Annotated in this window: 21 protein-coding genes and 1 tRNA gene; 8 read left to right on the top strand and 14 right to left on the bottom strand. The window is 61.4% G+C overall.

The window, feature by feature from the left end:
- Nucleotides 1-79: 79 nt before the first annotated feature.
- Nucleotides 80-541, top strand: a complete 462-nt coding sequence (gene ptsN / locus ACZ5IL_RS01520; protein WP_079445225.1) for a PTS IIA-like nitrogen regulatory protein PtsN — start codon at nt 80-82, stop codon at nt 539-541.
- Nucleotides 542-858: 317 nt separating this feature from the next.
- On the opposite strand, the gene ilvD is transcribed toward ptsN, so the two are convergent.
- From ilvD to ACZ5IL_RS01495, 5 genes are all read right to left on the bottom strand, one after another.
- The gene (ilvD, locus tag ACZ5IL_RS01515) at nt 859-2703 is read right to left on the bottom strand and encodes a dihydroxy-acid dehydratase (RefSeq protein WP_464594730.1); all 1845 of its coding nucleotides are present in this window, start codon (nt 2701-2703) and stop codon (nt 859-861) included.
- A gap of 176 nt (nt 2704-2879) precedes the next feature.
- A complete protein-coding gene (locus tag ACZ5IL_RS01510) occupies nt 2880-3146 on the bottom strand; it encodes a BQ00720 family protein (protein WP_079445222.1) in 267 nt (88 codons plus the stop codon).
- Nucleotides 3147-3245: 99 nt separating this feature from the next.
- Nucleotides 3246-3671, bottom strand: a complete 426-nt coding sequence (locus tag ACZ5IL_RS01505) for an Hsp20 family protein (protein ID WP_464594729.1) — start codon at nt 3669-3671, stop codon at nt 3246-3248.
- A 347-nt stretch (nt 3672-4018) separates the two neighbouring features.
- Nucleotides 4019-4094, bottom strand: a tRNA-Ala gene (locus ACZ5IL_RS01500).
- 69 nt (nt 4095-4163) lie between these two features.
- Nucleotides 4164-4580: a TIGR02300 family protein gene (locus ACZ5IL_RS01495; RefSeq protein ID WP_079445221.1), complete on the bottom strand. Its 417-nt coding sequence runs from the start codon at nt 4578-4580 to the stop codon at nt 4164-4166.
- 145 nt (nt 4581-4725) lie between these two features.
- Here ACZ5IL_RS01495 and aroA point away from each other — a divergent pair, with 145 nt between their 5' ends.
- The 3 genes from aroA (at nt 4726) to rpsA (ending at nt 8832) form a co-directional block, all read left to right on the top strand.
- On the top strand, nt 4726-6072 hold the full coding sequence (aroA, locus tag ACZ5IL_RS01490) for a 3-phosphoshikimate 1-carboxyvinyltransferase (protein WP_464594727.1): 1347 nt from the start codon (nt 4726-4728) through the stop codon (nt 6070-6072).
- Nucleotides 6069-6707, top strand: coding sequence for a (d)CMP kinase (gene cmk, locus ACZ5IL_RS01485; RefSeq protein WP_464594725.1), 639 nt, complete (start codon nt 6069-6071; stop codon nt 6705-6707). Before aroA ends, cmk begins: the two co-directional genes overlap by 4 nt.
- 421 nt (nt 6708-7128) lie before the next feature.
- On the top strand, nt 7129-8832 hold the full coding sequence (gene rpsA, locus ACZ5IL_RS01480; protein ID WP_464594724.1) for a 30S ribosomal protein S1: 1704 nt from the start codon (nt 7129-7131) through the stop codon (nt 8830-8832).
- A 160-nt stretch (nt 8833-8992) separates the two neighbouring features.
- Here the strand turns inward: rpsA and nth are convergent, their stop codons facing one another.
- On the bottom strand, nt 8993-9883 hold the full coding sequence (gene nth / locus ACZ5IL_RS01475; protein ID WP_464594722.1) for an endonuclease III: 891 nt from the start codon (nt 9881-9883) through the stop codon (nt 8993-8995).
- A gap of 23 nt (nt 9884-9906) precedes the next feature.
- On the opposite strand from nth, the gene ACZ5IL_RS01470 reads away from it, so the two are divergent.
- Together ACZ5IL_RS01470 and ACZ5IL_RS01465 are read left to right on the top strand one after the other, a co-directional pair.
- Nucleotides 9907-10431: a DUF2244 domain-containing protein gene (locus tag ACZ5IL_RS01470; protein ID WP_464594720.1), complete on the top strand. Its 525-nt coding sequence runs from the start codon at nt 9907-9909 to the stop codon at nt 10429-10431.
- A gap of 53 nt (nt 10432-10484) precedes the next feature.
- Complete coding sequence (locus ACZ5IL_RS01465; protein ID WP_464596973.1) at nt 10485-11384, top strand: methylated-DNA--[protein]-cysteine S-methyltransferase; 900 nt, start codon at nt 10485-10487, stop codon at nt 11382-11384.
- A gap of 113 nt (nt 11385-11497) precedes the next feature.
- Here the strand turns inward: ACZ5IL_RS01465 and ACZ5IL_RS01460 are convergent, their stop codons facing one another.
- The 6 genes from ACZ5IL_RS01460 to dnaK form a co-directional block, all read right to left on the bottom strand.
- Entirely contained in the window at nt 11498-12121 is a 624-nt protein-coding gene (locus tag ACZ5IL_RS01460; RefSeq protein WP_464594719.1) for a 2,3-bisphosphoglycerate-dependent phosphoglycerate mutase, read from the bottom strand.
- A gap of 24 nt (nt 12122-12145) precedes the next feature.
- Nucleotides 12146-12958 (bottom strand): 4-hydroxy-tetrahydrodipicolinate reductase, encoded by an 813-nt coding sequence (gene dapB, locus ACZ5IL_RS01455; protein WP_079445215.1) that lies wholly within the window; start codon nt 12956-12958, stop codon nt 12146-12148.
- Nucleotides 12959-13052: 94 nt separating this feature from the next.
- Nucleotides 13053-13631: an NADPH-dependent FMN reductase gene (locus ACZ5IL_RS01450; protein WP_079445291.1), complete on the bottom strand. Its 579-nt coding sequence runs from the start codon at nt 13629-13631 to the stop codon at nt 13053-13055.
- A 268-nt stretch (nt 13632-13899) separates the two neighbouring features.
- The gene (locus ACZ5IL_RS01445; protein WP_464594717.1) at nt 13900-14502 is read right to left on the bottom strand and encodes a class I SAM-dependent methyltransferase; all 603 of its coding nucleotides are present in this window, start codon (nt 14500-14502) and stop codon (nt 13900-13902) included.
- A gap of 92 nt (nt 14503-14594) precedes the next feature.
- Nucleotides 14595-15731, bottom strand: a complete 1137-nt coding sequence (gene dnaJ / locus ACZ5IL_RS01440) for a molecular chaperone DnaJ (RefSeq protein ID WP_464594716.1) — start codon at nt 15729-15731, stop codon at nt 14595-14597.
- Nucleotides 15732-15885: 154 nt separating this feature from the next.
- Entirely contained in the window at nt 15886-17784 is a 1899-nt protein-coding gene (gene dnaK, locus ACZ5IL_RS01435) for a molecular chaperone DnaK (protein WP_464594714.1), read from the bottom strand.
- 396 nt (nt 17785-18180) lie between these two features.
- Here dnaK and ACZ5IL_RS01430 point away from each other — a divergent pair, with 396 nt between their 5' ends.
- On the top strand, nt 18181-19119 hold the full coding sequence (locus ACZ5IL_RS01430) for a hypothetical protein (protein ID WP_464594713.1): 939 nt from the start codon (nt 18181-18183) through the stop codon (nt 19117-19119).
- Nucleotides 19120-19320: 201 nt separating this feature from the next.
- Here ACZ5IL_RS01430 and grpE read toward each other — a convergent pair whose 3' ends face one another.
- On the bottom strand, nt 19321-19914 hold the full coding sequence (gene grpE, locus ACZ5IL_RS01425) for a nucleotide exchange factor GrpE (RefSeq protein WP_464594711.1): 594 nt from the start codon (nt 19912-19914) through the stop codon (nt 19321-19323).
- 101 nt (nt 19915-20015) lie between these two features.
- Nucleotides 20016-21104, bottom strand: coding sequence for a heat-inducible transcriptional repressor HrcA (gene hrcA, locus ACZ5IL_RS01420; protein ID WP_464594710.1), 1089 nt, complete (start codon nt 21102-21104; stop codon nt 20016-20018).
- Between the two features lie 172 nt (nt 21105-21276).
- On the opposite strand from hrcA, the gene rph reads away from it, so the two are divergent.
- Nucleotides 21277-21990: a ribonuclease PH gene (rph, locus tag ACZ5IL_RS01415; protein ID WP_079445208.1), complete on the top strand. Its 714-nt coding sequence runs from the start codon at nt 21277-21279 to the stop codon at nt 21988-21990.
- Nucleotides 21991-22028 lie beyond the last annotated feature (38 nt).

Raw genomic sequence — 22028 nt, 5'->3', positions numbered from 1 at the left:
ATATGTGGGCTCACGTTTGTTGCTGCTTGTCTGACGTGTCTTTCGCAACCTGACGGCAAACCTCACCTCGGAACGTCATATGATGATTACCGACCTGGTCGCACCCGAGGCGATCATTCCTGCATTGAAGGTCAACAGCAAGAAACAGGCGCTGCAGGAACTGGCCGCGCGTGCCGCTGAATTGACGGGACAGAACGACCGCGCGATTTTCGAGGTGCTGTTGCGGCGCGAGAAGCTCGGAACCACGGCTGTCGGCTACGGTGTCGCGATCCCGCACGGCAAGCTGCAAAAGCTCGACAAGATATTCGGTCTTTTCGCGCGACTCGACCGTCCGATCGATTTTGAAGCAATGGATGGGCAGCCGGTCGATCTCGTCTTCCTGCTGCTCGCTCCCGAGGGCGCCGGCGCGGATCATCTGAAGGCGCTGGCGCGGATCGCACGGCTGCTACGCGATCAGGACATCGCCAACAAGCTGCGCGCCTCCCGCGATGCGCAAGCGATCTATTCCGTGCTGGCGCTGCCGCCGGCGACAGTCCCCTGATCGCTGCGAATCCAGCAAACCCTGGAGCGATTCTTATTTGACGGAACGGACCACTCCGACATTGCGAACTCGCGTGAAGAACACGCGTCAAATCAAAAAGCCGGAGTCTTCATCGTTTCCGTGGAAAGAAGGCTCTAACGCTTCGGGCAAACATTCACGACAGGAACTGGATCTGTCATGCCCGATCTTGGGTCAGACGCACACGTCGTTCTGTCTCGGGCGTTCGAAGACATGGATGCTCAGCCATAGGCGGACAACGTTCGCCGTTCGGTGAACGGCAATGCCCGACCATGACGAAAAACGTCAACCCGAGCACGCTATTCCTTCACCACACGCACAGCGCCGAGCGCGGCGCTGGTGGCATGTGCAGCGTAGGCCTTCAGCGCCATCGTCACGCGGCGCTTGCGCGGAGCGGCCGGCTTCCACGCCTTTTCGCCCTTCGACTCCATCGCCGCGCGGCGGCGCTCCAGCTCAGCGTCGCTGACGTCGAGATGAACCTTCCGGTTCGGAATGTCGAACGCGATGACGTCACCTTCCTCGACGAGACCGATCGCACCACCCTCCGCTGCTTCCGGCGAGACATGGCCGATCGACAGACCCGACGAGCCGCCGGAGAAGCGGCCGTCCGTGATCAGCGCGCACTGCTTGCCTAGCCCCTTCGATTTCAGATAGCTGGTCGGATACAGCATCTCCTGCATTCCGGGGCCGCCGCGCGGCCCCTCGTAGCGAATCAACACCACGTCTCCTGGCTTGATTCTGTTGCCAAGGATGGCGTCCACCGCTGCATCCTGGCTTTCGAAAACACGCGCGGGACCTGAGAAGATCAGGATGCTGTCGTCCACGCCCGCGGTTTTCACGATGCAGCCGTCGCGCGCGATGTTGCCGTAAAGCACGGCGAGACCGCCGTCCTTTGAAAAGGCGTGTTCGGCATCGCGGATGCAACCCTTGGCGCGGTCGGCGTCGAGCTCCTCGAAGCGCTTGTCCTGACTGAACGCGACTTCGGTGCGGACCCCCCCTGGCGCGGCCATGTAGAAGGTGCGCACGCTCTCGCTTTTCGTCCGCTTGATATCCCAGCGCTCCAGCGCCTCCTTCAGCGAGGTGCTGTGAACCGTCGGCAGGCCGGCGTCGATCAGGCCGGCGCGATCGAGTTCGCCGAGAATGCCCATGATGCCGCCGGCGCGGTGCACGTCTTCCAGATGCACGTCCGGCACGGAAGGGGCGACCTTGCACAACACCGGCACGCGGCGCGACAGCCGGTCGATGTCCTTCATGGTGAAGGGCACCTCGCCTTCGTAGGCCGCGGCGAGCAGATGCAGCACGGTGTTGGTGGAGCCGCCCATCGAAATATCGAGCGTCATCGCGTTTTCAAACGCCTTGAAGCTCGCGACCGAACGCGGCAGCACCCGTTCGTCGTCCTGTTCGTAATAGCGCCGCGCGAGATCGACGATGAGATGTCCGGCCTCGACGAACAGACCCTTGCGGTCGGCATGGGTGGCGAGCACAGAGCCGTTGCCGGGCAATGCGAGGCCGAGCGCTTCGGTCAGGCAGTTCATCGAGTTGGCGGTAAACATGCCCGAGCACGAGCCGCAGGTCGGACATGCCGAGCGTTCGAGCGCCTCGACATCGGCGTCGCTCACATTGTCGTCGGCGGCGGCGACCATGGCGTCGATCAGGTCGACGGACTTGACCTTGCCGTTGAGTGTGACCTTGCCCGATTCCATCGGGCCTCCGGAGACAAACACCGATGGAATGTTGAGGCGCAGCGACGCCATCAGCATGCCGGGCGTGATCTTGTCGCAATTGGAGATGCAGACCATGGCGTCAGCGCAATGCGCGTTGACCATGTATTCGACGCTGTCGGCGATGACCTCGCGCGAGGGCAAGCTGTAGAGCATGCCGTCGTGGCCCATCGCAATGCCGTCATCCACCGCGATGGTGTTGAATTCCTTGGCAACGCCGCCGGCCTTCTCGATCTCGCGCGCCACCAGCTGGCCGAGATCCTTGAGGTGAACGTGGCCGGGGACGAATTGGGTGAAGGAGTTGACCACCGCAATGATCGGCTTGCCGAAGTCCTCGTTCTTCATACCGGTGGCGCGCCACAAACCGCGGGCGCCGGCCATGTTGCGACCGTGGGTGGAGGTGCGTGAGCGATAGGCAGGCATGGTTTTTCCCAAAGGTTCAACAGCTTGGCGTGACCATACAGGCCGGCCGCTCGAGGTCAAATGCAACCTCCAAGCGGCGGCCGCTGGGGGCCGCAAACAGAAAAGTGGCAGCGCTCTTCGCACCGCCGCTTTCCGCTAACTCTGTCGCGCGACGGCGGCGCGCCTCTTGCGCCCCTCTAGTGAACGCTGACGGCCTGCAATTCGTTGCTCCAGGCGCTCGCGACCGCGGCCTCGCGCGAATCGGTGAGCATGATCGGCGTGCCGTCAGCAGCATGCAGTGCGAACAGCATGAGACCGGGCGCGATTTTCGGAGCCTGCGGAAACAGATCCGGCACGTCCTCGGAACGGACCTGCTTCACATAGGCAATGTGGCCCTCGCCAAGCTGCGCCAGCGCTTCGGTCGAAACGTTTTCGGGTCGGAACGTAGAAATCACTTCACTCATGGTCTCGACTCCTTTTGCTAGACTAAGCGGTCGAGTCCGCTACGCGTTGCACCCGAAAGCTTTTTTTGCCGGATAACCGGTCTTTTTTCGGGTCATGCATCATTCGTGTTCATTGATCGCGATTGTCTTAACGACCCTTTCAGGTTCCGGCCTGGCCAGATCGACAGACAATAGCCCGTTTTTGAGGTCCGCGCCCAGCACCAACATCCCCTCCGCCAGCACAAAGGTACGCTGGAAGTGGCGCGCGGCAATGCCGCGATGGATATATTGCCGGGCTTTATCCTCCTGTTGCCGGCCCCGGATCACAAGCTGATTTTCCTCAATGGTCACATCAAGCTGGTCGCGGGTAAATCCCGCCACCGCCAGCGTGATCCGCAGGCGTTCGGGCTCTCCGCTGTCACGGTCGCACCGCTCGATGTTGTAGGGAGGATAGCCGTCGGCGCCTTTGACGACGCGGTCGAGCGCCCGCTCGATCTCGTCGAATCCCAAAAGGAACGGACTGGACAACGAAGGAACACGAGACATTACAAAGTCCTCTCGAAGCGACTTTGACGCGCGCGACCAGCAAAAGTGAAACCGGTTTTGCGTCCGGTCGCGCGCCAACTTTGGCGCATGATCCGGATCGCCAAACCGCCCACACTTCGGCGGATCAACGCGTAGGGCCCTTGCGGCACCCCCGCTTGACCGACTGGTGCTCCCAGCCGGTCAACTCAAAATATGGCATGATTTGCACGCCATTCAAGATGTGCGACGTACCCTTTAAGGCTTTGGAATTAGGTCAGGATCGCGCCATTTGTCCTCACAGGCGCTAGAAGGGATGTCGCTTGTCCGGCGCCGGCATACATCGCCACGCCTTGGAAGATGACGGCATATGGTGGAGCCAGGCGGGATCGAACCGCCGACCTCTTGCATGCCATGCAAGCGCTCTCCCAGCTGAGCTATGGCCCCTCGACCGACCCGCACCTAATGGGAGCGGCGCGATCTACAAAGACCCTGAACCACAGTTCAGGGCCGATCTCAAGTCTCCTCGTCATCTCCTACGTCACCGATGATATCGGTGACGTCCTCGTCGCCCTCTTCCTCGTCGGCGATGAAGGTGGAGTCATCGTCCTCGTCGTCGTCGAGGCTGTCGTCGATTTCGATATCATCCTCGGACTCCGGGACGACGGCCTTCTTGACCTTTCCGCTGTTCTCCTCGGCATCGGCCTCCTCCAGCGAAACCAATTCTTCGGTCTCGGCCTCCGGCGTAGCGTCGGATGTGGAAGGCGCAGAAGCGGCGGCGCGGGCGGCCTCGCCTCGCCCCCGAACCGGCGCCACGACGATCGGCACGACCTCGCCGGTGTAGGGCGAGATCACCGGGGTCTTGTTCAGATCGTAGAACTTTTTGCCAGTCGTCGGGCAAATGCGCTTGGTTCCGAGCTCGGATTTGGCCACGTGTTGGAATCCCGGGAGTTCTTGAAAAACGGTGCTTCACTTGGCTAGTTGCGGCGGCCCTGTCAATAGCGCTTTGCAGACCGGCTTGCAGGCGTGACGCGCCGTCGTCCCTGTGATACCAGCCGCCACAACGGGGACGTGCAGCTTGACTGTTTCCAGCCAGACCATGCCGCTTGAGGCGCGAAAATGCCGGTCATTGACCGGGCGCGTCAGGGTGCCCGGAGATAAATCGATTTCCCACCGGGCGCTGATTCTGGGCGCGCTGGCGGTTGGTGAAACCCGAATCTCCGGCCTTCTCGAGGGTGAGGACGTGCTTAACACGGCCCGGGCGATGCAGGCGCTGGGAGCGAAGGTCGAACGGACGGACGACAAAGGCGGGATCGCCTGGTCGGTGCGCGGCGTCGGCACCAGCGGATTTGCGACACCCCAAGGGCCGCTTGATTTCGGCAATTCAGGCACTGGATGCCGCCTGGTGATGGGCGCGGTGGCCGGCTGCCCTATCAGGGCAGCCTTTGATGGCGATGGCTCGTTGCGCTCGCGGCCGATGCGGCGCATTCTCGATCCGCTGGAATTGATGGGCGCGCGGGTGATCTCGCAAAGCGACGGCGGCCGCCTGCCGCTGACGCTTGAGGGCGCGCGCGATCTGCTGCCGATCGTGTACCGCACGCCGGTGGCCTCGGCGCAGATCAAATCGGCGGTGCTGCTTGCGGGACTGTCGGCTCCGGGCGTCACCACCGTCATCGAGCGCGAAGCCAGCCGCGACCACACCGAGCTGATGCTGAAGCATTTTGGCGCCGATATCGTCTCCGTTGCCGACGGCGCACATGGGCGCAAAATCTCGCTGACCGGACAGCCCGAGCTGCACGGCGCAGGGGTCACCGTGCCGGCCGACCCGTCATCGGCGGCGTTTCCGATCGTTGCTGCGCTCATCACGCCAGGCTCCGACATCGTGCTGGACGACGTGATGACAAACCCGTTGCGAACCGGCCTGTTCGTCACGCTGCGCGAGATGGGTGCGTCGATCGAAGAGAGCGAAACACGCCTTGATGCCGGCGAACCGATGACGCAACTGCGCGTGCGCGCATCTAAGCTGCGCGGGATCGAGGTGCCGGCGGAGCGCGCGCCGTCGATGATCGACGAGTATCTCGTGCTCTCGGTCGCCGCAGCCTTTGCCGAAGGCACCACCGTGATGCGCGGCCTGCACGAATTGCGCGTGAAGGAATCCGATCGCCTCGAAGCTGCCGCAGCAATGCTGCGCGCGGGCGGCGTCACAGTCGAGATCGTCGGCGACGACCTGATCGTCGAAGGCCGTGGCCGCGTGCCCGGGGGCGGTCTCGTCACCACCCACATGGATCATCGCATCGCGATGTCGGCGCTGGTCATGGGCTGTGCGTCGGATACACCGGTCAGGGTCGACGACATCGCCTTCATCGCCACGAGCTTCCCCGATTTCGTTCCGATGATGCAGCGGCTGGGAGCGGATTTCGCATGATCATAGCCATCGACGGACCCGCCGCTTCGGGAAAAGGCACGCTCGGCAAGCGGCTGGCGCATCACTATCACTTCCGCCATCTCGATACCGGGGTGATCTATCGTGCGGTCGCGAAGGCCCTGCTCGACATCGGCGCGGACCTGGCCAACGAGGCACACGCGGTCGCGGCCGCGCATGAGCTCGACCCGGAAAAATTCGGCCATCCGGCCCTGAAAACCCGGGCGATCGGCGAGGCCGCCTCGGTGGTCTCGGCGTTTCCCGGAGTGCGCGAGGCGCTTCTGACCTTCCAGCGCCAATTCGCAGCCGAGCCGCCCGGCGCGGTGCTTGACGGCCGTGACATCGGAACCGTGATCTGCCCGGACGCCGACGTGAAGATTTTCGTGGTGGCCGATCCTGTCGTGCGGGCCCGGCGGCGCACGCTGGAAGCGCGGGCGCGCGGCGAGGAGGCCGATGAGGCGGTGGTTCTGGCTGATATCCTCAAGCGCGACGAACGGGACCGCAATCGTCCCGTCGCGCCGCTGAAGCCGGCCGCGGACGCCCATGTGCTGGACAACTCCCATCTTGACATCGAGGCCGGCCTGAAAGCGGCGATTGCGATCGTCGAGGCTGTGAGGGTCGGTTCCGGCCGCGCGTGATTCATCGGAAGCGGAACTCTATGATTTTGATTTGACGCGTTTGTTCATGCGAACCGGCATCCACTTCCCTCGAAACCGCTGTAGGACGTTTTACAAAAGCCTTGTTCGCTTGCGGCTTTGGCGGTATATCTACGGCATCCGGACCATCGTCGAAGTGTCGAGGCTGTCCGAGCGGACCGGCCGGAATTTCAAGTTCCCGCCGCCATTGGAGGAACGTCCCGCTCAGTCTCCATGTCGATCGTCCTAACGATTGATCGCTCGTATCAGGCTCCGGACCAAATCATCGTCTCGATCGTGAAGGCTTCTGCCGGCCCGTTGTTGCTCTCTGCACGACGGTCGTCAGGACTGCGGACCCTGACCCTTCCCGCGCGAAACGCACATCAACCCGAACGGCCGGCAAGTACCCCGCATTGGAGAACACATGGCTTCGACTGATACCCTCAATCCGTCCCGTGACGATTTCGCCGCGATGCTCGATGAGTCTTTCGCTGGCGGCAGCCTGCAGGAAAGCTCCGTCATCAAGGGAAAGGTGGTCGCGATCGAGAAGGACATGGCCGTCATCGATGTCGGCCTCAAGACTGAAGGCCGCGTGGCGCTGCGCGAATTCTCCGGACCCGGTCGCGAGAGCGCCCTGAAGGTCGGCGACGAGGTCGAGGTGTTCCTTGATCGCATCGAGAACGCGCTCGGCGAAGCCGTGCTGTCGCGCGACAAAGCGCGCCGCGAGGAAAGTTGGGGCAAGCTCGAAAAAGCATTCCAGAATAACGAGAAGGTGCACGGCGTCATCTTCAATCAGGTCAAGGGCGGCTTCACCGTCGATCTGGACGGCGCCGTCGCCTTCCTGCCGCGCTCCCAGGTGGATATCCGTCCCATTCGCGACGTCGGTCCGCTGATGAACAACACGCAGCCGTTCCAGATTCTCAAGATGGATCGCCGGCGCGGCAATATCGTGGTCTCCCGCCGCACGGTGCTGGAAGAGACCCGCGCCGAACAGCGACAAGAGTTGGTGCAGAACCTCGAAGAGGGTCAGGTGATCGACGGCGTGGTGAAAAACATCACCGACTACGGCGCCTTCGTCGATCTTGGAGGCATCGACGGCCTCCTCCATGTCACGGACATCGCCTGGCGCCGCGTCAACCATCCGACCGAAGTGCTGGCGATCGGCCAGACGGTGAAGGTCAAGATCATCAAGATCAACCACGAGACCCACCGCATCTCGCTCGGCATGAAGCAGCTGCTCGACGATCCCTGGCAGGGCATCGAAGCGAAGTATCCTCTGAACGCCCGCTTCACCGGCCGCGTCACCAACATCACCGATTACGGCGCCTTCGTGGAGCTGGAGCCGGGCATCGAGGGTCTGATCCACGTCTCGGAAATGTCCTGGACCAAGAAGAACATGCATCCGGGCAAGATCGTCTCGACCTCACAGGAAGTCGAGGTGCAGGTGCTCGAGGTCGACAGCGTCAAGCGCCGCATCTCGCTCGGCCTCAAGCAGACCATGCGCAATCCCTGGGAGGCATTCGTCGAGAAGCACCCGGTCGGATCGACCGTGGAGGGCGAGGTCAAGAACAAGACCGAGTTCGGCCTGTTCCTGGGCCTGGAGGGTGATGTCGACGGCATGGTCCACCTCTCCGACCTCGACTGGAAGCAGCCGGGCGAGCAGGTCATCGACAACTTCAAGCGCGGCGACATGGTCAAGGCCGTCGTGCTCGACGTCGATGTCGAGAAGGAGCGCATCTCGCTTGGCGTCAAGCAGCTCGAGGGCGACCCGTTTGCCGAACCGGGCGACGTCAAGAAGGGCGCGGTCGTCACCTGCGAGGTGCTTGAGGTCAAGGACGGCGGCATCGAGGTGCAGATTTCCGGCACCGAGTTCCAGACCTTCATCAAGCGCTCGGAACTGGCGCGGGACCGCAACGACCAGCGCAGCGAGCGTTTCGCCGTCGGCGAAAAGGTCGATGCCCGTGTCATCCAGTTCGACAAGAAGGCCCGCAAGGTGCAGGTCTCGATCAAGGCGCTCGAAGTGGCCGAAGAGAAGGAAGCCATCGCGCAGTATGGCTCTTCCGACTCTGGCGCGACGTTGGGCGACATCCTCGGCACCGCGCTGAAACAGCGCACCGACACCAAATAAGCGCAGCAAAAAAGTCCTACCTCACGTCAAAGGCCCCGGTTCGCCGCCGGGGCCTTTTCGTTTTTTCGCGAAGGCATGCGCTGCCGATCCGAATTCACGGGAACTTAGTGCGGGGTATCTTGTTACTGTTGAGAATATAGGTATCTGCAAAGCAGGACGACTATGACCGTGAGTCCTCCATCGTCTTTTCGGGCCAACGGCACAGGTCGTTGATCAGGCACACCTTGCAGCGCGGCGATCGCGCAAGGCAGGTGTAACGTCCGTGCAGGATCAGCCAGTGATGCGCATGCAGCATAAATTCGTGAGGGATGACGCGCTCGAGCCCAAGTTCGACGTCAAGCGGCGTCTTGCCTGGCGCCATACCGGTGCGGTTGGCGACGCGGAAAACATGAGTGTCAACCGCCATGGTGTGCTCCCCGAAGGCCATGTTGAGCACGACATTGGCGGTCTTGCGTCCCGCGCCGGGCAACGATTCGATCCCTGCCCGGCTGTGCGGAACCTCGCCATCAAACTCCGCAAGCAGTTTTTCCGAGAGCGCGATGATATTTCTCGCCTTGGTGCGATAGAGCCCGATGGTCTTGATAAAGTCGCGGACCTTCTCCTCCCCGAGCGCCAGCATCCTGGCTGGCGTGTCGGCGATAGCGAACAACGCCCGAGTGGCCTTGTTGACCCCGGCGTCGGTCGCCTGAGCCGACAGCACCACGGCGACGAGCAGCGTGTAGGGGTTGAGGTGCTCGAGCTCGCCCTTGGGCTCGGGATTGGCTTTGCGGAAGCGCACAAAGGCTTCGCGGACTTCGGCCGGCGTCCAGGGCTTAAGGGGTGGCGAGAGCACCGCGGACCCCTGCGACGCCCTGGATGGCTGCTTGGCCTTGCAGATCGGCCCCGCCGGTTTTCCGATCTTCTTTTTCTTTGCCGCCGGGAGCGGCTCCAATTTCGCCGCAGCGGTTTTTTGCTGCCGAGAATTCGCCGCAGGGCTGTTCGAGGGTGGTTTGTCGGTCCCGGCGCCAGCGGGCTTCAGCCTTGCAACGGGGTGGCGGGTGTTTTTGGACATGATCGTGGTATAGTGGATTTCCAATGACATTAGACCATAACCAGGCTGGTCCGAAGTTGCCCGAACAGACGCTGTTTTCAGCGCTGCTAACGCCCCATCGCTCGTTGTCTCAAACCGGGTTTCTTGTGATGATGACGATTGTGACCGTGGGAAGCTTTGTCGCGGGAATGATATTCCTGATGATGGGCGCCTGGCCGGTGTTCGGCTTTTTAGGTCTCGACGTCCTCGCCATCTACTGGGCTTTCCGCGTCAGCTTCCGGCGCGCCCAAGCGACCGAGGAAATCTCCATCACCCATTACGAGTTGCGGGTGCGCCGCACCAGTCACCGCGGTCACATCGTCGAGTGGGTTTCCAATCCGCTGTGGGTGCATCTCGACCAGAAAATCCACGAGGAATATGGCATTGAGCGGCTTTATCTGGTTTCGCGCGGCCGCCGCATCTCGATCGCAAGTTTTCTTGGTCCGGACGAGAAGTTGAGTTTCGTTAAAGCCTTATCAGCAGCGCTCCAGCTCGCAAAACGCGGACCGACCTACAATCTGGCGACCTGAGGGCCGCGGTAAATCGGGTGGCCGCGAGACGGCAGCCGTTCTACATCTTGGCCATGATGACGCTCACGAAAAATCTCGCTCCGAGTGATTCTTGCATCACGGACGCGCCGGGTGCCGCATTGCGCGACTACGACGCCGTCCGGCGAGCTATCGCCTTCATCTCGGAAAACTGGCGCTCGCAGCCTCCCATCGCGGCGATGGCTGACTCCGCTGGAGTGACGTCCGACGAACTGCATCATCTGTTCCGGCGCTGGGCAGGCCTGACTCCGAAGTTGTTCATGCAGGCGCTGACGCTCGACCACGCCAAGGGGCTGTTGCGCAATTCCGCCAGCGTGCTCGATGCAGCCCTCGACTCCGGACTCTCCGGTCCGGGGCGCCTGCACGACTTGTTCGTCACGCATGAAGCGATGTCACCCGGCGAATGGAAGAATGGCGGCTCCGGCATGAAGCTCGCTTTCGGCTTTCATCCCTCGCCCTTCGGCATCGCGATCGTGATTGCCAGCGACCGTGGACTCGCCGGACTCGCTTTCGCCGACCCAGGCGAGGAGCAGACCGCGCTGGCCGACATGAAGCGGCGGTGGCCCAATGCAACCTATGTCGAGGATGCCGGTCGCACCGGTGCGCTGGCGCAGCGCGTGTTCGATACGAGGCTCTGGCGAGCAGATCAGCCGCTGCGTGTGGTTCTGATCGGAACGGATTTCGAGGTTCGGGTCTGGCAAACCCTGCTCAGGATTCCCATGGGAAAGGCCACGACCTATTCGAGCATTGCTGCCAATGTCGATCGCCCGAACGCCTCGCGCGCCGTCGGCGCCGCCGTCGGCAAGAACCCGGTATCGTTCGTCGTGCCCTGCCATCGCGTGCTCGGCAAAAGTGGCGCGTTGACCGGGTATCACTGGGGACTCACCCGCAAGCAAGCAATGCTGGGGTGGGAAGCCGGACAGATCGGCCTATAGCCTTTTCGAGCGACGGGGAGTTCCGGTTCGCGGGAAGAAAATGCGTCAAATCAAAAAGCTGGAGTCTTTCACTGGTTCCGTGAAGCGACGAAAAGACTCGAGAATGAAGTTTATCAGGCCGCGAGATCAAGTTTCGAGGCCACTGTCGCATCGGCATTGAGCCGATAGATCACCGGCGCACCGGTTGCCAGTTCGCGCTTGAGAATCTGCTCCTGCGATAGTTTTTCCAGCACCATGACGAGCGCGCGCAGCGAATTGCCGTGCGCCGCGACGAGCGTACATTCGCCGCGCAGTACGCACGGCAGAATCTCCTGCACAAAGTACGGCAGCGTACGCGCCAGCGTGTCCTTCAAACTCTCGCCGCCGGGCGGAGGCACGTCATACGAGCGGCGCCAGATCAACACCTGTTCGTCACCCCATTTCTTGCGAGCCTCGTCCTTGTTGAGACCCGAAAGATCGCCATAGTCCCGTTCGTTCAGCGCTTGATCTTTCCTGACCGGAATTCCGGTCTGGCCTAATTCCTTCAGCACAAGGTCGAGCGTGTGCTCGGCGCGGATCAAGGTCGAGGTAAAGGCAACGTCGAAAACAAAGCCCTGCCCCTTCAGCTTGCGCCCTGCATCCTTCGCTTCAGTCACGCCAAGATCCGTCAGATCCGGATCCTTCCAGCCAGTGAACAGATTTTTCAGATTCCATTCGCTCTGGCCGTGACGCACGAGCACCAGAAGACGTTCGCTCATTCTGCCTGCTCCGTTTCTCAAATTCTAAACGCCCAACCCAAGCACGTCGGCCATTGAATAAAGCCCGGGCGCCTTGCCGCGCGCCCACTTCGCGGCCTTCAACGCACCATGGGCAAAGATCATCCGGTCTTCGGCGTGATGCGACAACGTTATGCGCTCATACGGACCCGCGAAGATGACGCTGTGATCTCCGGACACGGAGCCGCCACGGAGCGAGGCAAAACCGATGTCGCCCGCTTTGCGGGCGCCGGTAAGGCCATCTCGCCCGCGTACCGCGCGCTCATCCAGCCCGATCTTGCGGCCGTCAGCCGCCGCCTGTCCCAACATCAGCGCGGTGCCCGAAGGCGCGTCGATCTTGGCTCTGTGATGCATCTCGAGAATCTCAATATCGAAACTCTCGTCGAGTGATTGCGCCATCCGCTTCACCAGCGCAGCGAGCAGATTGACGCCCAGACTCATATTGCCCGACTGCACAACCGCCGTGCGTGAGGTCACGCTTCGGATCACCGCCATATCCGACGCTGAGAGTCCGGTGGTGCCGATGACATGAACCAGGCCCCGCTCGGCAGCGACGGCAACGTTCGCGATGGTCGCAGCCGGAACCGTAAAATCCAAAATACCGTCGGCATTTGCCGATAATGACCAGAGATCTGCCGACACTTCGATTCCGCTGGCGGGAAGTCCGGCCAGGACGGCGGCGTCTTTCCCGATCAGCTCGGATCCGGGCGCCTCAAGCGCGCCGGCCAGCACTGCGTCACCGGTTTCCGCGATCGCGCGCACCAGCGCGCGGCCCATCCGGCCGCCTGCTCCTGCAACGATCAAACGCATGTCAGCCACGACTCCTCAAATGCTCTTCGGGTATAGCGGGGGCTGCGTTTCGCGGCAACCGATCAGGTCTACATCAGCGCAGTGCCTCACATCAGGCGCGGCCTCATCGCATATCCCCGGCGATGGTGATCAACTGGCGTACCATCTTTTTCAGCGCATCCGCATCCGCCGAACGCTTCAACCGTTCCATATCATCATAGGCTTCGCCGGCGAACGACAGCGCCAGCTGATTGGGAATCACCATCGCCCCGCACGCCGTAAGTATCAGACGCAACTGAGCCAGACATCTTGCGCCGCCAAACCGGCCCGCGGAGGCCGAGGCGATCGCGAACGCGCGTTCATGGAAGACCTGACCGCGTGCTTCGTGCGGACTTTGTACGCACGATATCCAGTCGATCGCATTCTTGAGCAATGGCGGCAGCGAAGCATTGTATTCGGGCGTCACGATAAGAATCCCATGATGCGCCCCGATCATCTGCTTGAGGTTGATGGCGCTTGCGGGCACGCCGGAATTTGCCTGTAGATCAGCGTCGTAGATCGGCAGCGGGAAGTCTCCAAGCGAAATTCGGGTGACCTCGACATCGGCTCGAACAAATTCCTCGGCTACGACGGCGGCAAGCCTTGCATTCTGCGAGCCGGTGCGAAGCGAGCCGGGAATGATGAGAATTTTCGGTGCGAACAGAACTGTCGATCGCATTGCAGGGACACCAGCCGCCGCGCTCGTGCCCTGAATCTGAAGTTTGCCTCATTGTGCGGCGCCTTCCGGAGCGGACTTCAGATTCGAAAGGACATTAGCAAGTGCATCACTCTCTTTCCCCGTTTCACAGAAACGGTGAAAGACTTCGTCTATTGATTAGACGCGTTTTCTTCACGCTACCCGGATCCCACTTCGCTCGAAAACGCTATAATATGGTTTTGGCTCAGAAGTCCGCTTGACGCGCTCGCAGAGATCAGCCCTTGCGATACACCCAGACGCGTGCAGGAGGGAGGTTCATCCAAATCCGCTCGGACGCTTCGGTCGAAATACCGGGGAGAGATTTGGGAATGGGAGGGACGACGGAATAGGTGAACTGCACGAATGGGGCGCCGGGGGCGAGCGTCGCGAAGGCATCCCGGATCAACTTGAGCCGGGTCAACATTGGCTTGGTGACAAGCGGCAGGCCAGAGACAATCGCCGAGGCGCGTGCGCTCAGCACGTTCCAGAGCGAATCGCGCAGCGTATAGGCATCACCCTGCACAACCGTTGCCTGCGGATAGCGGTCGCGAAGCAGCGCACAAAAACCAGGATCGTATTCAACCAACACCAGACGCTTCTGATCGACGCCGTGCTCAATCAGCGCATTTGTGATCGCACCGGTCCCCGGTCCCAGTTCGATGACCGGATCGGTCGATCGGACATCGACATACTGCGCCATCGTGCGTGCCAGGATGCGGCCGGACGGCATGACGGCACCCATATGGAGCGGCTTTTCAATCCACGAGCGGAGAAAGCGTACCTCATCGTCAAGACGAAGGGGCTTCTTCGACGCACGCGCGGACAATTGCAAAGTCATTTCGCACCCAGGTGGGTCACTACTGGCAGGAAGTCAGGCTTAAGTTATACACAGGTACAACCGACAATCGACACGGTCAAGCAAAACGGTCATTACGGAGTCGCGCGAGTACCGAAGAAGTCTTTGACCTTAGTGAAGAAACCTGCCGTCTCGGGTTGAGTCTCACCCGAAGATAGCTTTTCGAACTCGGCCAAGAGATCCTGTTGCCTCTTGGTCAGATTTTGCGGCGTTTCGACCACCATCTGCACATACATGTCGCCGGTCTGACGGGAGCGCAGCACTGGCATCCCCTTTGTTGCAACGCGGAAACGGCGGCCTGACTGGGTCCCCGACGGCACCCTCACCTTGGTCTTGCTCTTGTCGATGGTCGGCACCTCAAGTTCTCCACCAAGCGCGGCAGTGACCATTGAGATCGGAACGCGACAATGCAGATCGGCACCGTCTCGCTGGAAGAACTCATGCGGAGCCAGCGAGAGGAAAATGTAGAGATCACCCGGGGGGCCGCCACGAATTCCCGCCTCACCCTCGCCGGCCAGGCGAATGCGGGTGCCATCCTCGACGCCGGCGGGAATATTGACCGATAGCGAGCGTTCCCGGTTGACGCGGCCTGACCCACCGCAGGACGGACAGGGATCCTCAATCATCTGGCCCCGCCCCTGACAGCCAGGACACGTGCGCTCCAGCGTGAAGAAACCCTGGGCTTGGCGGATTCGGCCAGCACCGCCGCACATCGAACAGTTCTTCGGCTTGGTCCCGGCCTTGGCGCCCGTGCCTGAGCAGGATTCGCAAGTCACCGAGACTGGGATTTCGACCTGAGCAGTCTTACCCTGAAAAGCCTCCTCCAGCGTGATCTCCATGTTGTATCGAAGATCTCCGCCTCGTTCGCGACCGCCGGTACGACCGCGCTGGCCGGCCATTCCAAACAAGTCCTCGAAGATGTCAGAGAATGATGAGGCGAAGCCGGCTCCGAACCCGGGGCCACCGCCACCCATGCCGCCCTGCTCGAACGCGGCATGACCGAAGCGGTCGTAAGCCGCCCGCTTGTTGCCGTCCTTCAGAACTTCATAGGCCTCATTGATTTCTTTGAAGCGCACCTCACTCGAGGCGTCGCCCGGATTCCTGTCCGGGTGCCATTTCATCGCCAGCTTGCGGAAGGCCGCCTTGAGTTTGGTGTCGTCCGCACTCCGCTCGACCTCAAGGGTTTCGTAGTAACAGCGCTTGGTCGACATCAGTCCATTCCGCCCGAACGTCGTTTTATCCCGGACAACGCGTCAGAAATTCGCTTGTCGCTGGATGCAGCGTCCCACCTAAACAAACATGACCCCGTCCTCCGAGACGCGCTGCGCACTCCTTGGGGGCCGGGGCCATGGTCATCCCTGCCGTTTAAGCAGACTTCTTGTTCTTGTCGTCGTCGACTTCGGTAAACTCCGCATCGACGACATCGTCCTTCGCGGCGTCCTTGGCCGCATCGGCCTCCGCCTGCTGTTTGTACATGGCCTCGCCGAGTTTCATAGATACCTGCGCCAACGTGTTGGTTTTGGCCTTGATCGCCTCGGCGTCGTCGCCCTTCAGCGCCTCCTTCAGATCGCTGACGGCATCCTCGATGGAGCGGCGTTCGCTTTCCTCGATCTTCGAGCCGTGCTCGGTGAGAGCCTTCTCGGTCGAGTGTACCAGACTGTCAGCGTGGTTCTTGGCGTCGACGGACTCGCGTCGCTTTTTGTCCTCGGCTGCGTTCACTTCCGCGTCCTTGACCATCTTCTCGATGTCGGCCTCCGACAAACCTCCCGATGCCTGGATACGGATCTGCTGTTCCTTGCCGGTCGCCTTGTCCTTCGCCGAGACGTTGACGATGCCGTTGGCGTCGATGTCGAACGTCACCTCGATTTGCGGCATGCCGCGCGGAGCGGGCGGAATGCCCATCAGATCGAACTGGCCGAGAACCTTGTTGTCGGCCGCCATTTCACGCTCGCCCTGGAAAACGCGGATGGTGACGGCATTCTGGTTGTCCTCGGCTGTTGAGAACACCTGGCTCTTCTTAGTCGGGATCGTGGTGTTGCGATCGATGATGCGGGTGAACACGCCGCCCAGCGTCTCGATGCCGAGCGACAGCGGCGTGACATCGAGCAGCAGCACGTCCTTGACATCGCCCTGCAGCACGCCGGCCTGGATCGCCGCGCCGATCGCGACAACCTCGTCCGGGTTGACGCCTTTGTGCGGCTCCTTGCCGAACAACTGCTTAACGACTTCCTGGACCTTCGGCATGCGGGTCATGCCACCGACCAGCACCACTTCGCCGATCTCGCCCGCCGTCAGGCCGGCATCCTTCAGCGCCTTGCGGCACGGCTCGATCGTCTTCTGAACCAGATCGTCGACCAGCGCCTCGAATTTGGCGCGGGTGAGCTTCATCGTCAGATGCTTCGGACCTGACTGGTCAGCGGTGATGAACGGCAGGTTGATTTCGGTCTGCGTGGTCGACGACAGCTCAATCTTGGCCTTCTCGGCGGCTTCCTTCAGCCGCTGCAAGGCCAGCTTGTCGTTGCGCAGGTTGATGCCCTGCTCCTTCTGGAATTCGTCAGCCAGATAGTTGACCAGGCGCATGTCGAAGTCTTCGCCGCCCAGGAACGTATCGCCGTTGGTCGACTTCACCTCGAACACGCCGTCGCCGATCTCGAGGATCGACACGTCGAAGGTGCCGCCGCCTAGGTCATACACGGCGATGGTGCCGGCCTTCGACTTGTCGAGGCCATAGGCAAGCGCGGCCGCGGTCGGCTCGTTGATGATGCGCAGCACTTCGAGGCCCGCGATCTTACCGGCGTCCTTGGTCGCTTGGCGTTGCGCGTCGTTGAAATAGGCAGGAACTGTAATGACAGCCTGATCAACCTTCTGACCGAGATGAGCCTCGGCAGTCTCCTTCATCTTTTGAAGCGTGAAGGCTGAAATCTGCGACGGCGAATAGGTCTTACCGTCGACCTCGACCCAGGCGTCGCCGTTGCCGGCTTTCGAGATCTTGTAAGGGACAAGCTTCTTGTCCTTTTCAACCGTGGGGTCGTCGTACCGCCGGCCGATCAGACGCTTGACGGCGAAAATGGTACGCTCGGGATTGGTCACAGCCTGGCGCTTGGCCGGCTGCCCGACGAGACGCTCGCCATCATCGCTAAAGGCAACGATGGACGGCGTGGTCCGCATCCCTTCCGCGTTTTCGATGACTTTCGGCGCCTTGCCGTCCATTACCGCCACGCACGAATTCGTGGTGCCGAGGTCGATCCCAATGACCTTTCCCATGGTCCTCATATCCTTCTTGTTGCGGCAGTCCGGCCAGGCCCTGGCGGCACCCTCATCCAGACCCCCAGATATCAATTACTCGCGATTAGCGACGGTGAGCCTCATATAGGAGGGGGGGTGGGGGCTGCAAGGACCAGACCACTCTCCACCGGATGAAAACGCAATTCTTTTGCAATCCCGGACAGCCAGGGACGGCCCGAATAAGCAGATAATTAACCCAGCCTCACTGGACACCTTGGCCTCATAATCAAAACGGTGGTAGGTCGCCGCACAACAGCGACGAGAGGTTCGGCCGATTGCCGACGAATCATGCGCTTGAGGCGGCGGCCAAATCCCCTTCCAGAACCGCCGACCGGCGATCATTGAACGGCCTTAATGCAAATCCAATAAGCGCGCATGAGACACCTTCTGCACGTACTGATCGCTCTTTGCATACTGAGCGGCGCAAATCCGGCCCTCGCCGACGACGTGGTCTATGCGCCGGGCAGCCGGATCGGGCTGGTTCCGCTGATAGGTCTGACCCCGGCAAAGACATTTCCGGGCTTCGAAACAGCGGATCAGCGGGTCAAGGTCATCGTCGCCGAACTCCCCGTGACCGCCTTCAGAGACGTGGAAAACGTCGCCAAATCGAACGTGGCCGACCCTCGAGGCCAAAAGCCGCAAGGCCTCGAGACCGCGAGCGGACAGGGTTATTTCGTCGTGGAGGCGGCCAAGAACGGCGACGACAATGTCCGGCGCTATTCAATGGTGATTTCGGGCGGTACATTTTCCGGATACGTCGCAGCGCAGGTGCCAGAGAACGTCGGAAAGATCTATTCCGATGAAGCGGTGCGAAAGATGTTCGCAACGGTCGCCTTGCGCAAGGACGTACCGGTCGAGGAGCAGCTCGGCCTGCTACCCTTCAAGCTGAGCGAATTGAGCTCCTTCAAATTGATCCGCACGCTGGCACCAGGAGCAGTTGTCCTGCTTTCCGACGCAGAAGCGGAAAACGACATCGACAGCAAAGCCTTTATGATTATCAGCCCGATCGGTTCAGTCCCGGAACGACCGGACGATCGGGACAGGTTTGCGCGCGATATCGCGGCCACGATCCCGAACCTGCGTGAGGGACGTATCACCATGTCGGAGTCGATGCGGATCAACGGATCGCCCGGTTTTGAAACGCGGATCGACGGTACTAACACACGAACGAATACGCCAGTGACGGTCGTGCAGTGGCTGGTGTTTGGCAGCGGAAAAACGGCAATGCGTCTGATCGGAAGTACGCCGCGGGATGGGTGGTCTGAAGCTTTTTCGCGCTTCCGCGCGGTTCGTGACGGTATTCGGCCGCGCTAGTGGAGTGAATTTGACATTCGCGCCCCACCTAACACGCGCGTCCCGGGCGTGAATGTCGAATTCAAAACTCGACCAGCAACCAATATCGGCCAGTGGTGTTTGATTCTCGCATTCAAGCCCAAGGACATACCTCGCTCGAGACGCTCTAAAGCGCATTCAGTCGGCTGACATCGCAGTATTTAAGTCCGCGAACGGGCGGATTCATTCGGACGCGGCTGCCTTGGCTCCGCCCTTCGCAACACCTACCAGCGCCGGACGCAACACCCGCTCGCCGATCATGTAGCCGGCCTGAATGACCTGCGCGACCGTGCCGACGGGGATGGACGAATCGGGAACTTCGTACATGGCCTGATGAACGTTGGGATCGAATTTTTCGCCAGCCGGATCGAATCTTTTAACACCATGTTTTTCCAGCGCGTTGTGCAGCGAGCGCTCGGTCAACTCCACGCCCTCGATCAGGGCTTTGAGTCCGGGGTCGGCGGCCGCGCGTGCCTCGGCGGGCACCGCATCAAGCGCGCGTTGCAGATTGTCGGCAATATCCAGCACGTCGCGAGCGAACCCCGAGATGCCGTAGGTTCGCGCGTCCGACACCTCCCGCGCGGTGCGCTTGCGCAGGTTTTCCATCTCCGCCAACGTGCGCAGCATCCGGTCTTTGGCGTCCGCGACCTCCTTGGTCAGTGCCTCGACCGCCCCCTCCTCGGGATCGTCGGGCATGATGTAAGGCTTGGATACCACTGGCTCGGCCTCCGGAGCCGGATCGCCGGAATTATTTGATTTGCCGTCGGAATCGGTCATTACACAGCCTTCTTGCACATGGTCTCGAATTAAAAGGGATGGTCGTGCGGGATATCGTGGTTCAGGCGCAAAAATCAAGCGCGCAGGGGCGGCGGGCGGGCTCAGCCGCCGAGCATCTGGCTGACAATGCGGGCCGCATAATCCACCATCGGGATCACGCGCGCGTAGTTCAGCCGGGTCGGTCCGATCACTCCGAGAACGCCGACGATGTGGCCGGCGCCGTCGCTATAGGGCGCGATGATCGTCGAGGAACCGGACAACGAGAACAGCTTGTTCTCCGAACCGATAAAGATCCTGACGCCGTCGGCGCGTTCGGCGCGGCCAAGCAGATCGATCACGCCGCGCTTGGTTTCGAGGTCGTCGAACAGCAGCCGCACGCGCTCAAGGTCCTCCATCGCATGCAAATCTCCGAGCAGGTTGGCATGGCCGCGCACGATCAATTGCCGGTCGTCGCTGTCACCGCCAGACCAGCTCGCAATTCCTGCCGCGATGATCTTTTGTGTGAGCTGATCGAGCTCCGCCTTGCTCTGCGTCAACGCGGTCTCAAGCTCGAGCCCTGCCTCGGCCAGCGTCCGGCCGCGAATTCGAGCGTTCAGAAAGTTTGACGCCTCCGTCAGCGCCGAAGCCGGGACGCCGGAGGGGAGCGTCAGCACGCGGTTTTCGACCTGCCCGTCTTCGGCGACCAGCACGACCAGCGCCTTGTCGGGCTCCAGCCTGACGAACTCGATATGCTTCAACCGTACATTGGATTTCGCCGTCAGAACCACCGCCGCCGCCCGGGTCAATCCGGACAGCCGTGTCAATGCCTCGCCCAATGCAGCCTCGACCGATTGCGCCTTGCCCACCGATGCGAGTTGAGTCTGGATCGACTGGCGCTCCGGCTCGGTCAGATCGCCGACCTGCATCAAGGCATCGACAAAGAACCGCAGGCCGAGCTCGGTCGGCAAGCGGCCGGCCGAGGTATGCGGTGCATAAATCAGCCCGAGCTGTTCGAGGTCCGACATCACATTGCGGACCGACGCAGGCGAGAGCGGCACCGTGATGAGGCGGGAAACGTTGCGGGAACCCACCGGTTCGCCCGTTGCAAGGTAGCTTTCGACGATCTGCCGAAAAATGTCGCGCGACCGCTCGTTCAACTGGGCAAGCCCGGCGTTCGGCGCAATCAGACCGATCGGATCGTGATGGGCCAACGATATCTCCCGCGTATACTGACTGTTGCGCCTGGGACCGGATCTAGTTTGTCTCTCCGGCGCACCAGTTACAAGCAGCCTTTGGCAATCGCAGTTCTGACCCTTGCCGGTGCGGCTCCTCACCCCTAAAAGCACGGCACGACGATTTTCATAGAATAGCTGGAGGGTTCCCATGCGGCCTAGCCGCCGTGCACCGGATGAACTGCGCGCCGTGTCGCTGGAACGTGGCGTGGTCAAATACGCCGAAGGCTCCTGCATGGTGAAATTCGGGGATACCCATGTGCTGGTCACCGCGACGCTCGAGGAGCGGCTGCCGCCGTGGCTCAAGGGCCAGGGTCGGGGCTGGGTGACGGCCGAATACGGAATGCTGCCGCGCGCCACGCTGGAGCGAACCCGGCGCGAGGCCTCCGCTGGCAAGCAAGGCGGCCGGACCGTCGAAATCCAGCGCCTGATCGGCCGCTCCTTGCGTGCCGCAATCGATCTCGAGGCGCTCGGCGAACGCCAGATCACAGTCGATTGCGACGTCATTCAGGCCGATGGCGGCACGCGCACCGCATCGATCACCGGCGCATGGGTCGCGTTAGCCGACTGCGTCAACTGGATGAAGGCCCGCAACATGCTCAAGGCGAGCGTGCTTCGAGACAATGTCGCGGCGATCTCATGCGGTATCTACAATGGCACGCCCGTCCTCGATCTGGACTATGCAGAAGATTCGGAAGCCGACACCGATGCAAACTTCGTGATGACCGGCGAGGGACGCATCATCGAGGTGCAGGGAACCGCCGAGAAGACACCTTTTTCCGACGACGAATTTTTTGCGCTCATGGCGCTGGCAAAAAAAGGAGTCGCGCGGCTGGTGGATTTGCAGAAAATGGCGTTGGCGTGATTCGTTCTGGGCGTGCTCCGCGGGACGCTCCTCCAATA

The sequence above is a fragment of the Nitrobacter sp. CN101 genome (genome assembly GCF_055390255.1).
The sequence above is the reverse complement of the archived record's forward strand: the minus strand, read 5'-3'. Positions and strand labels throughout refer to the sequence as shown.